The following is a 12587-nucleotide window of genomic DNA, read 5'->3' as shown; positions in this document are numbered from 1 at the left end:
AGTTTTGAAAAAATATTCGAAGGGAATGGATAAAATGAAATTAATGCGAACGGAAGATGCAGTGGGGCAGGTATTGTGCCATGACATCACACAAATTATCAAAGGCGTTACGAAGGATGCCGTATTTCGAAAAGGCCATATTATTACAGAGGAAGACATACCGGTACTTTTAAGTGTGGGAAAAGATCACATTTACATTTGGGAGAATAATGAGAATATGCTTCATGAAAATGATGCGGCTAAGATCTTGTATGATATGTGTGCAAATGAGCACATGATCCCATCGGAAATCAAAGAAGGAAAAATTGAACTGATCGCGGAGTGTGACGGTCTTTTAAAGGTTGATACAGAGCGATTGAATGCAGTAAATGCGCTTGGTGAAATGATGATTGCCTGTCGTCATGGAAACTTTCCGGTAAAAAAGGGCGATAAGATTGCCGGGACAAGGATTATTCCTCTTGTTATTGAAAAAGAAAAAATGGAGCGTGCAAAAAAAGCAGCTGGTGAAGAACCGATTTTTGAGCTGATTCCATTTAAAAAGATGAAAGCTGCAATTGTAAATACTGGAAACGAAGTATTTTACGGAAGAATCAAAGATACATTTACACCGGTTATTATCGAAAAATTGAAAGAATATGGAGCAGAGGTCGTCGGGCATGTAGTAAGTGATGATAACCATGAACATATTACAGCGGCTATTCAGAAATTTTTGGATGAAGGGGTGGATATGGTGCTTTGTACAGGCGGAATGAGTGTGGATCCAGATGATCGTACTCCGCTTGCGATTAAGAATACAGGTGCTGAGATCGTGACTTACGGAGCACCTGTACTTCCGGGAGCCATGTTCTTGCTGTCCTACTATGGAGAGAAAAAAAGACCCGTCATTGGTCTTCCGGGATGCGTTATGTATGCGAAACGGACTATTTTTGATTTGGTTCTGCCACGGATCGTGGCTGGAGAGATTCTGAAAAAAGCAGATATTGATACACTGGGAGAAGGCGGCTTATGCTTGAATTGTCCGGTCTGTACTTTCCCGAATTGCGGATTTGGAAAGTAGGTGAGTGCAGATGTGGGAATTCTTACAAAAATTAAAACAACTGCAGCCAGAGAGTAAAAATATCGTTTTGACAGGACTGACAGGAGAGGTGCTTGGGGAAAAAGCGCTTGTATCGAATGGAAAGCTGGTATGGGCATCTGTTGCAGGGGGATTTTTAGAACAGCATGACCAGCAGATAGAGCAGTTAGAAGTAAATGGTATAGCGCTTGTTGATGGCGAAAAAATATTTGGTGAAGTTATAGGTGGACAGAAGAAAATCGTGATCTGTGGTGGGGGACATGTTTCCATGCCGATTATTCAGCTTGGCAGACAGATTGGATGTTATGTAACAGTACTGGAAGACAGACCGAAATTTGCAGATAACGCCAGAAGAGCAGGAGCAGACAAAGTTATTTGTGATACATTTGAAGCGGGACTGGAACAGATTCCCGGTGATTCAGATACGTTTTTTGTAATCGTTACCCGCGGACATGTGTATGATCGGATCTGTCTGGAAAGTATTGTAAGAAAACCACATGCGTACATTGGAATGATGGGAAGCCACAGAAGAGTGGCACAGGTAAAACATAGTGTTCTTGAAAATGGAGCCGATCCACAGGTGATCAGTCAGTTACATTCTCCAATCGGCCTGGATATAAAGGCGGAGACACCGGAAGAAATCGCAATATCCATTATGGCAGAAATTATACAGGTCAAGAATCAGGATAAACGAGGAGCCGGTTATTCGAATGAAATCCGGGATGCAATCGTGAAATGTGAGGATCAGAAAAAGATATTGGCGACGATAGTCGAACGAAAAGGAAGTGCGCCAAGAAGTATTGGAACGAAGATGTTGATAATGGAAGACGGACGATGTGTAGACACTATTGGGGGCGGCTGTATTGAAGCCGCGATTGTCAGCAAAGCGTTATTAATACTGCGAGGATGCGCAAAAGCGCCACAAATCGTGCATGTGGATATGACTGGTGAAGATGCCGAGGAAGAAGGCATGGTGTGTGGTGGTAAAGTAAAGGTATTGTTGGAGGAAGTTTAAAGATTTATGAAGGATCAGTATGGAAGAATAATAGATTATATGAGAATTTCCATTACGGATCGGTGTAATCTCCGGTGTCGGTATTGTATGCCGGAAGGAGTAGAATTAGTTCCGATGAAGAACATTCTTTCTTACGAAGAAATTGAGATGGTCTGTCAGGCGGCTGCAAAGGCCGGAATCCGTAAATTCAAAATTACAGGAGGAGAACCGCTGGTAAGACTGGGGTGTCCGGAATTGATTGGAAAGATTAAGAAGATTCCGGGAGTAGAGCAGGTAACAATGACTACGAATGGTGTCCTGCTGTCAAAATATTTGCCAGAACTATTGAAAAATGGGCTGGATGCGGTGAATATTAGTCTGGATACACTGAACCGGGAACGTTATCAGGTAATTACCGGACGGGACGAACTTTTCAGGGTGCTGGAAAGTGTGGATCAGGCAGTAGATGCCGGAATCCCGGTGAAAATCAACAGTGTACTTCAAAAAGGCATGAATGAGGATGAATTTCTGGCACTTGCAAGATTGACGCTGGAGAAAAAGCTGGATGTACGTTTTATTGAGATGATGCCGATTGGGCTTGGAAAAAAGTTTGAGACGATTTACAATGAAGACATTTTGGAAGAGTTAAAGAAACAATATCCTGATATTCAGGAAGATCGACAGATTCATGGAAATGGACCGGCAGTTTATGTGAAGCTTCCGGGAGGACAGGGAAGTGTAGGATTTATCAGTGCACTTCATGGAAAATTCTGTCAGTATTGTAACCGGATACGCATGACGGCGCAAGGGTGTTTAAAACCTTGTCTGTGCTATGGAAAAGGCGTGGAGCTGAAGGATATTTTTGACAGGCATGAAAAGCCGCAGAGATGCGGAACAACAATGGCAGATCAAGAAACATTGGAATGTTTGTATCAGGCAATCACGGAGGCAATTCAGTTAAAGCCGAAAAGCCACCGTTTTGAAAATTTAAGTGAAATTACAGAAGATAAGAAAATGAGTCAAATTGGGGGATAGAGCTGTGGGAAAGATATTAGCAATTTGTATTAGTGAGAAAAAAGGAACCCAGAAAAAACCGATCGAGTCTGCAAGACTGGTGGAAGAATGGGGAATTGAAGGAGATGCCCATGTGGGGAAATGGCACCGTCAGGTGAGTATGCTTTCATTTGAAAAGATTGAAGCATTTCGAGAGAAAGGTGCGGACGTAGACTTTGGAGCATTCGGAGAGAATCTTGTTGTGGAAGGGTTTGATCTGAGTAAAGTCCCGGTAGGAACGAAATTTCAGATTGGAGAAGCAATTTTGGAATTGACGCAGATTGGAAAAGAATGCCATAGCCACTGTGCAATCTACAAGGCTATGGGTGATTGTATCATGCCAAGAGAAGGTGTGTTCACAAGGGTTCTGAAAGGCGGCGAGATTAAGGCTGGTGATGAGATCACAATGCTTCCATTAGAAAAAGATCGTCCGTTTACGGCGGCGGTTATTACTTTGAGTGATAAAGGTGCTGCAGGAGAGCGGGAGGATAAGAGTGGTCCATTGATTCAGGAGATGCTTATGAAGGAAGGATATGACGTGATAGAGACATTACTGCTTCCGGACGGAGAGCAGCCTTTGAAGCATCAGCTTATGAGACTGGCAGACCAGAGACAGGTCAATGTGATCTTTACGACAGGTGGGACCGGATTTGCAGAAAGAGATGTGACACCAGAGGCAACACAGGCAGTCTGTGACCGCATGGCGATGGGAATTGCAGATGCGATCCGTCAGTATTCACTTTCTATTACCGGAAGAGCAATGTTAAGCCGGGCTGTATCCGGAATTCGAAAAAAGACGTTGATCGTCAATCTTCCGGGAAGCCCGAAGGCTGTAAAAGAGAGTCTGGAGTATGTATTGCCACATCTGGGACATGGACTTGGAATTTTGCGTGGCACAGATGGTGAATGTGGAAATAGCTGATAATTCATGATATCAGTGAGGATAATAATAGCGGTTGCATGTGAGAGCAGACATGAAAATGTGTAAACACGCATAAACGACCGCTATATTATTTATAACACCGATTGTTTTTGTAAAACAAATCGATTTTTAAAAACAGTCATTATGCTAATCCAAAAGAAGGGAGAAACGAGATGAAAAAAAGAGTATTAGCAACATTACTTGCAATGTCTATGGTATTAGGACTCGCAGCATGCGGAAGTAAATCCGACAGCAAAGATGACAAAAAAGAGGAGACAAAAACAGAGGCGAAGGCTGATGATGCAGAGGATGTAGAGCTTCAGGTATTTATTGCCGCCAGCTTGAGCAAAGTTATGGATGAAGTCGCAACAGAGTATCAGAAAGATCATCCAAATGTGAAGATTACATTTAATGCAGATAGTTCAGGAACACTGCTTACACAGATCGAGGAAGGATATGCGTGTGATGTATTCTTTTCAGCAGCTCAGAAACAGATGGATCAGCTGGAGAAGACAGACGGACTTGTAGTTGACGGCACACGTAAGAACGTTGTAAACAACCAGGTCGTAGTTGTAACACGTAAAGACAGTGGAACAAAGGTTACCGGACTTGAGACCTTAAAAGAGGCTTCCAGCATCGCTCTTGCAGGTGGAAGCGTACCGGTTGGAAAATATACAAGACAGGCACTTGTAAACCTTGGAATCCTTGATAAAGTTGACGATGTATCCACAATTCCTACAGAGACAGTATCTGAGGCACTTGGCGGAGTTGAAATCAGCGAGCAGGATAACGTAAGTAAAGTATTGGCAGCAGTTGTAGAGGGATCTTGTGAAGTTGGTACAACATACTATTCTGATACATATGGATATGAGGATGAGCTTAATATCCTTCAGACAGTAAGCTATGATCTTACAGGAAATGTAATCTACCCGATTGCTCAGGTTAAAAATGACGAAGCAAGTGATGCAGAAGTCTCAGAAGCAAAAGATTTCATCGATTTTGTAACATCTGATAAAGCAAAAACAATTTTCCAGAAATACTATTTCGATACAGATGTAGAGTAAGAAATATCTTTCCTAAGCCAGCAAAAAGTTGACTGGAAATTAAAAAAGCAAAAAAAGTCCCTTTCCTGTCTCAAAACAGGTCAGGGACATTCTTGAAGTCGAAGGAGGAATATAGATGGATGCAATGGAATCGATTATTAAAAATCTGGACTGGAGCCCGCTTTTTATATCATTAAAAACAGGAATCGTGGCGACTTTTATATCATTCTTTTTAGGAATTTATGCGGCGAGAAAAGTGGTAAAGACAACACCGGGCAAGAAGGCGGTCATTGATGGAATACTGACACTGCCGATGGTACTGCCACCGACTGTCGCAGGTTTCTTCCTGCTTTTGATCTTTAGTAAAAGAAGACCATTTGGAATTTTTTTGTATGAGACATTTGATATTAAGGTCGTGCAGTCATGGCTTGGTTGTATTATTGCAGCAACCGTTATCGCATTTCCGCTAATGTATCGTAATGCAAGAGCTGCTTTTGAACAGTTAGATGTCAATTTGATTTATGCAGGGCGCACACTTGGTATGTCTGACATCCGGATTTTCTGGAAAGTTGTGATTCCAAGTGCAGGACCTGGAATTGCATCCGGAACCATTCTTACATTTGCAAGAGCCCTTGGAGAGTACGGAGCAACATCTATGCTGGCTGGAAATATTCCCGGAAAGACGGGAACGATTTCTCAGAAAATTGCTATGGTCATTCAGGATGGAGATTATGCAACAGCGGGAGTATGGGTAGCGATCGTTATGCTCATCGCATTTCTTGTAATTTTTTCCATGAATTTTATATCCGGCACAAAGATGAAGAATATCAAACGCTGGTAGATCCGGTTAAATAACATACTGCATCCTCTGTATGTTGTTTGAGTCGCCAGGCATACGACAAAAAGAAATTGTGGATGGAGAATGCATGGGATTGTACGGGAAATTGTGGAAAGATGCGGGAAGGATAAAAAATGGGAATTAAAGTAGATATTAAGAGAAAACTGGGAGAATTCAGTCTTGATATACATTTTCAGACAGAATCGAAACGAATCGGGATTCTGGGAGCATCTGGTTGTGGAAAAAGCATGACGCTTAAGAGTATCGCGGGGATTGAGACACCGGATTTTGGAATGATACAGATTGATGATAAGGTGCTGCTTGATTCGGCCAATAAAGTGGATTTAAAACCACAGAAAAGAAATGTCGGCTACCTCTTTCAGAATTATGCGTTGTTTCCAACTATGACAGTTGCAAAAAATATTGCGGCAGGTCTGAAAGGCAGCAAGGAAGAAAAGCAAAAAAAAGTACAGGAAATGATTGAAAAATTTGAGCTGACAGGACTTGCTGACCGGTTGCCGGGACAGCTTTCCGGTGGGCAGCAGCAAAGAGTTGCACTGGCGAGGATCATGGCGTATGAGCCGGATGTCATTCTGTTGGATGAACCATTTTCCGCATTGGACGTATTTTTAAAAGACCGGCTTCAGCAGGAACTGATCGAGATGCTGAAGGATTATGACGGAACTGTTATTATGGTATCGCACAGCAGAGACGAAATTTATCGTTTCAGCGAGGAACTGTTGATCATGGATCAGGGGAAACCGGTCATTTATGGAGAAACGAAAGAAATATTTGCGAAGCCTGTATATAAAGAGGCTGCAAAACTGACCGGCTGTAAGAACTTTTCCAGAATAAAACGTGTAGATGTACATACGGCAGAGATCCTTGACTGGGGAATTACATTACATACAAATCAGGAGATTGATGAACAGGCAACCTGGTTTGGGTATCGGGCTCATGATTTTGTGCCGGTGTGGGGAAAGCGAAAGGAGAACTGTCTGAAGATAACTGTTGAAAGTGAGGCAGCACTTCCTTTCGAAAGAAATTATTACCTTTACCCGGAGGGGGAAGAAAATCAGAATAAACAGACAATCTGCTGGTTTCTTCAGAGAGAAAAGCTGGAAAAAATCGGAGAGAAAGGAATGCCGGATTATCTGGAACTTACGGAAGAGGGCATGATGTTCCTGAGAGGATAAAAGAGAGGTTTAAGTAGTTGCGGGTTTTATAGGGGTATGTTAGACTGAACATAGAATAGATTTGAAAAAAACTCAAAATGAGGAGGAAAAAGGTATGAAGAGAATGAAAAGAGTATTGGCTTTGGGGATGGCGGTACTGATGTGTATGGGGCTGACTGCATGTGGCAAAGATTTTGATGCAGCAGGATACACAAAATCGGTATTAGATGCAAATTATCATGCGCAGTATGATAAATATGCTGAATACCGTGGAATTTCTGAGAGTGATGCGAAAAAAGAAGTGACAGAAGGTATGAGAACTCAGATCGAGAGCGCATTTTCAGGAATGGACGTTAGTGATGAGATGATGGATAAATACATAGAGGTAGCTGATAAGGCCTATGATCTGGCAGATTTCACAGTAAAAGATGCCAAGAAACAGGATGATGACAGCTATGTAGTAACTGTAGTGATCAAGCCATCAGATGTATTCCGTAATTCTTCCAATTATGTAAATGATATTGCAACAGAGTATGCAGATCAGGGAAAAGATCCGACACAGACAGATGTGCTTATGGATATTTTAGTTGAGAGCCTGAACCGTGCGATGGAAGCAAACTCTTACGGTGATGAGACGACATTGGAAGTTCATGTAACAGCGGACAAGGATGGGGCATACGGAATCGAAGAATCGGAGATGGAGACACTGGAAGCAACTATGTTCCCAGGCGAATAAATTAGACAAAACAAAGTATTTAATAGCCGGGGGTATTAATGGCAGGGTATTAATGGCAGGGTATTAATGGCAGGGTATTAATAGCTGGCCATAGGAAAGCTATATAAAAGGCTTGACATGCCAGTCCTTACTGTGCTACGATTTTTACGTTGAAATTCTTTTATATCTATATAAAAGAGATGTAAATATTCATAAGATAGCCAGAATGATTTATGGAAATTGCTGAATATTGAAAATGAAACAGAAAATGCGTGGAAAAAGAGAGTACGGTTGGAAAGATTCTACAGAGAAGCCCCGGTTAAGCTGAGAAGGGCGGATTGGAACAAGCGGAAGATGGCTTTGGAGCAGTGAGTGTGAAGAGTGGCAGACAGGTCAGGAATTTAGCACTTAATGGGATTCGCCCATTACAGCGAAAGAGTGTAGATGGCACTCGATGAGGTTCTGATCCGTGAGGATAGAGCGAAAAGAAGTGGTAACGCGGAATATCCCGCCTTCTCAGTATGAGAAGGCGGTTTTTTTGTATAGGTAGGAAATTGCATTTCCTACCTATACAAAAAGCCACCGGCAGGATGTGACAAAAATTATCATTAAATAATGAAAAATTAAGATTATAGAAGGAGAGAAGAATATGTGTGAGAAATGCAACAAAGGAAAGTATTATATTACTACAGCGATTGCTTATGCATCAGGCAAACCGCATATTGGTAATACTTATGAGATCGTTCTTGCAGATGCAATTGCAAGATACAAAAGAAGTCAGGGATACGATGTATTTTTCCAGACAGGAACTGACGAGCATGGTCAGAAAATTGAACTGAAAGCGGACGAGGCCGGTATTACACCAAAACAGTTCGTTGACAATGCAGCGGGAGAGATTAAGAAGATCTGGGATTTAATGAATACTTCCTATGACAAATTTATCCGTACGACTGATGAGGATCATGAAGCACAGGTCAAGAAAATTTTCAAAAGACTGTACGATCAGGGAGATATTTATAAGAGTTCATACGAGGGAATGTACTGTACTCCTTGTGAGTCCTTTTGGACAGAGTCTCAGTTAGTAGACGGAAAATGTCCGGATTGTGGACGCGAATGTAAACCAGCGAAGGAAGAAGCATATTTCTTCAAAATGAGCAAATACGCTGACCGTCTGATCGACTATATCAACACGCATCCGGAATTTATTCAGCCTGTATCTCGTAAAAATGAGATGATGAACAATTTCCTTCTTCCAGGTCTTCAGGATCTGTGCGTGTCCAGAACATCCTTCACATGGGGAATTCCGGTTGACTTTGATCCAAAGCATGTTGTGTATGTATGGCTGGATGCCTTGACAAACTACATCACAGGAATCGGATACGATTGTGATGGAAACAGCACAGAGCAGTTCAAGAAAAACTGGCCTGCAGATTTACATTTGATCGGAAAGGATATTATCCGTTTCCACACCATTTACTGGCCAATCTTCCTGATGGCACTGGATCTTCCACTTCCAAAACAAGTATTTGGACATCCATGGCTTCTGCAGGGCGATGGTAAGATGAGTAAATCCAAGGGAAATGTATTGTATGCTGATGAATTGGTAGATTTCTTCGGAGTTGACGCAGTACGTTACTTCGTACTTCATGAGATGCCATTTGAGAATGACGGAGTTATTTCCTGGGAGCTTATGGTAGAGCGTATGAATTCCGATCTGGCAAATACACTTGGAAATCTGGTCAACAGAACCATTTCTATGACAAATAAATACTTTGGCGGAACGGTGACGAATAAAGGTGTTGCTGAGACAGAAGAAGACAAAGCAGTTGATGCGGATCTGAAAGCAATCACAGAGGATACGCCAAAAAGAGTGGAAGCTAAGATGGACGAGCTGCGTGTGGCAGATGCGATCACAGAGATTTTCGTACTCTTCAAACGCTGCAACAAATATATCGACGAGACAATGCCGTGGGCACTTGCAAAAGAAGAGGCTAAGAAAGACCGTCTGGAGACAGTGCTCTATAATCTGATTGAGAGCATCAAAACAGGCGCAAGACTTCTGGAGTCCTTCATGCCAGAAACATCTGAGAAGATTCTTGCACAACTTGGTGACGGAAAAGTGACAGAAAAGCCGGAAATTCTTTTCGCAAGATTAGACGTAGAAGAAGTAATGAAGAAAGTAGAAGAACTTCACCCACAGATGACAGCAGAAGAGAAAGAGAATCAGGCAGATGGGGAAGAAGAGACAGTAATCGATATTGATGCAAAACCAGAAATTACATTTGACGACTTCGGAAAAATGCAGTTCCAGGTAGGTGAGATCATCTCATGCGAGGCAGTCCCGAAATCTAAGAAATTACTGTGCTCACAGGTAAAAATCGGAAGCCAGGTAAAACAGATTGTATCCGGAATCCGCAAACACTATACACCAGAAGAAATGGTCGGCAAGAAAGTTATGGTACTTGTGAACCTGAAGCCGGCAAAACTTGCAGGAGTACTTTCAGAAGGAATGCTTCTGTGCGCAGAAGATGCAGAAGGAAATCTGGCCCTGATGACACCGGAAAAAGCAATGCCGGCAGGAGCAGAGATTTGCTAATATACAGAACTTAAAAATTTTGTGTACGATGAAGCACAATTCAAAAAGGGACAGGTTAACAATCGCTGTAAGAAGCGGAAAAAGGCAGTTTAAATAATTACACAATTTAATTGGGGACGGGGTTTTTTTGAAAAAACCCCGTCCCCAAAGGAGGAAATATGAGTAAGATTAGAATTGGTATTGTAGGTTATGGTAATATTGGCCGTGGCGTTGAGCAGGCAATTAAGAGAAATGAGGACATGGAACTGGCGGCAGTTTTTACAAGAAGAGATCCTGCGTCTGTCAAAGTTGCGACTGAGGGTGCGAAAGTAATGCACATGGATGATATGTTATCTATGAAGGGTGACGTGGATGTAATGGTTCTGTGCGGTGGTTCTGCAACGGATCTTCCGGTCATGGGTCCAGAGATTGCAGCGAATTTTAACACAATTGACAGTTTTGATACACATGCCAAGATTCCAGAGTATTTTGCAAATGTGGACAAAGCTGCAAAAGAGGGAAATAATATCGGTATTATTTCTGTTGGCTGGGATCCGGGAATGTTCTCTTTGAACCGTCTCTATGCGGAGTCTATTCTTGTCCAGGGAAGCACATATACATTCTGGGGCAAGGGTGTAAGCCAGGGACATTCTGATGCTATCCGCCGTATCCCGGGTGTGAAGAATGCGATCCAGTATACAGTTCCTGTTGACGAGGCTGTTGATCAGGTGAGAAGTGGAAGTGAGCCAAAGCTGACTACAAGAGACAAACATACGCGTGAGTGCTATGTCGTAGCGCAAGAGGGTGCCAACAAAGCTGAGATTGAAAATGCGATCAAGACTATGCCGAATTATTTTGATGAATACAACACGACCGTTCATTTTATTTCTGAGGAAGAGCTGAAGAGAGACCACAGTAAGATGCCTCATGGTGGATTCGTGATCCGCACAGGTGAAACTGGAGAAGAGGGCAACAAGCATGTGATTGAGTATTCTCTGAAACTGGATTCTAATCCAGAGTTCACAGCGAGCGTTCTGATTGCTTATGCAAGAGCAGCTTACCGCCTGAATCAGAAGGGCGAGAACGGAGCAAGAAGTGTATTTGATATTGCGCCTGCATTGTTATCTATGAAGACACCAGAGCAGCTCAGAAAAGAGATTCTGTAATATGATTATCGATACACATGGACATTACGATGACGAACAGTTCGATGTGGACCGGGAAATGTTGCTGACGAACTTAAAGGAGCGTGGGCTGAAAGCAATTGTGACGGTGGGTGCTTCTATGCAGACAAGTGAAAATGCACTTGCGCTGGCACATCAGTATCCGGCAGTTTATGCGGCTGTCGGTGTCCATCCGGACGAGGTCGGCGAGTTGAACGATGATGCGCTGGCGCGTCTGGAGGAAATGTGTCACGATCCGAAGGTGGTTGCTGTCGGTGAGATTGGTCTTGATTACCACTGGGATGTGGAGCCGAGAGAGGTTCAACAGAAGTGGTTCATCAGACAGCTTGATCTGGCGAGAAAGGTCGGGCTTCCGGTAAATATCCACAGTCGTGATGCGTCGGAAGATACATTTCTTATTATAAAGGAGCACGCATCGGATCTGACCGGAATTATCCACTGTTTTTCCGGTTCAAAAGAGCTGGCGGCTGAGTATGTGAAACTGGGATATTATATCGGAGTCGGTGGTGTCGTCACTTTTAAAAATGGAAAGAAACTAAAAAGTGTCGTGGAAGCAATACCACTGACATCGATTGTACTGGAAACGGATTGCCCGTACCTGGCACCGGAGCCGAACCGTGGCAAGCGAAATGAATCTGCATATATCCAGTATGTGGCAGAGGAGATCGCCCGGCTGAAAGGAATTTCTGTGGAGGAGATTCTTACACAGACTGAGATAAATGCGAAGCAGGTATATCAGCTGGGAGATGACTCCCAGCTGATATAGCCTCCGGCAGGGCGCACATTGTCCGGTGGACAATGGTTTTGCGCCGACCGAAACGGAGTGTAGACTTGCAGAGGTGCGCAGTAGAAGTATGTCATGCAATTGCATGACGCGCACCTCACAGCAAGAATGCCGAGGCATTCTTGAACAGCTGCTGGCAGTATCATAAATTAAAAATATGTGAAGTGATATGTCGAAAAATTCACACAATCTTAACAACATTTTTTATCGACATAGTGTATAATATCTT

The 12587-nt window shown here is 42.8% G+C and carries 11 protein-coding genes; all 11 read left to right on the top strand.

The genetic code is table 11. The features are described 5' to 3' along the window. Positions 1 to 34: 34 nt before the first annotated feature. The 11 genes from G593_RS0105185 to G593_RS0105135 all read left to right on the top strand — a co-directional run bounded on the left by G593_RS0105185 (position 35) and on the right by G593_RS0105135 (position 12340). Positions 35 to 1057: a molybdopterin-binding protein gene (locus G593_RS0105185; protein WP_029730994.1), complete on the top strand. Its 1023-nt coding sequence runs from the start codon at positions 35 to 37 to the stop codon at positions 1055 to 1057. A gap of 10 nt (positions 1058 to 1067) precedes the next feature. Further along, the gene (locus G593_RS0105180) at positions 1068 to 2090 is read left to right on the top strand and encodes an XdhC family protein (RefSeq protein WP_029730993.1); all 1023 of its coding nucleotides are present in this window, start codon (positions 1068 to 1070) and stop codon (positions 2088 to 2090) included. 6 nt (positions 2091 to 2096) lie between these two features. Next, the gene (moaA, locus tag G593_RS0105175; protein WP_029730992.1) at positions 2097 to 3104 is read left to right on the top strand and encodes a GTP 3',8-cyclase MoaA; all 1008 of its coding nucleotides are present in this window, start codon (positions 2097 to 2099) and stop codon (positions 3102 to 3104) included. A gap of 4 nt (positions 3105 to 3108) precedes the next feature. Next, complete coding sequence (locus G593_RS0105170; protein ID WP_029730991.1) at positions 3109 to 4044, top strand: MOSC domain-containing protein; 936 nt, start codon at positions 3109 to 3111, stop codon at positions 4042 to 4044. Between the two features lie 173 nt (positions 4045 to 4217). Then, on the top strand, positions 4218 to 5108 hold the full coding sequence (modA, locus tag G593_RS0105165) for a molybdate ABC transporter substrate-binding protein (protein ID WP_005338176.1): 891 nt from the start codon (positions 4218 to 4220) through the stop codon (positions 5106 to 5108). A gap of 115 nt (positions 5109 to 5223) precedes the next feature. Then, on the top strand, positions 5224 to 5928 hold the full coding sequence (gene modB, locus G593_RS0105160; protein WP_022279449.1) for a molybdate ABC transporter permease subunit: 705 nt from the start codon (positions 5224 to 5226) through the stop codon (positions 5926 to 5928). 131 nt (positions 5929 to 6059) lie between these two features. Then, positions 6060 to 7121 (top strand): sulfate/molybdate ABC transporter ATP-binding protein, encoded by a 1062-nt coding sequence (locus G593_RS0105155; protein WP_029730990.1) that lies wholly within the window; start codon positions 6060 to 6062, stop codon positions 7119 to 7121. Positions 7122 to 7215: 94 nt separating this feature from the next. Then, positions 7216 to 7836 (top strand): hypothetical protein, encoded by a 621-nt coding sequence (locus tag G593_RS0105150; protein ID WP_005338170.1) that lies wholly within the window; start codon positions 7216 to 7218, stop codon positions 7834 to 7836. Positions 7837 to 8464: 628 nt separating this feature from the next. Further along, entirely contained in the window at positions 8465 to 10411 is a 1947-nt protein-coding gene (metG, locus tag G593_RS0105145; protein ID WP_005338168.1) for a methionine--tRNA ligase, read from the top strand. A 158-nt stretch (positions 10412 to 10569) separates the two neighbouring features. Further along, complete coding sequence (locus tag G593_RS0105140; RefSeq protein ID WP_022279451.1) at positions 10570 to 11556, top strand: diaminopimelate dehydrogenase; 987 nt, start codon at positions 10570 to 10572, stop codon at positions 11554 to 11556. Position 11557: 1 nt separating this feature from the next. Next, on the top strand, positions 11558 to 12340 hold the full coding sequence (locus tag G593_RS0105135; protein WP_005338165.1) for a TatD family hydrolase: 783 nt from the start codon (positions 11558 to 11560) through the stop codon (positions 12338 to 12340). Positions 12341 to 12587 lie beyond the last annotated feature (247 nt).

This window comes from Dorea sp. AGR2135, assembly GCF_000420885.1.
Classification (GTDB): Bacteria; Bacillota; Clostridia; order Lachnospirales; family Lachnospiraceae; genus Dorea; species Dorea formicigenerans.
The sequence above is the reverse complement of the archived record's forward strand: the minus strand, read 5'-3'. Positions and strand labels throughout refer to the sequence as shown.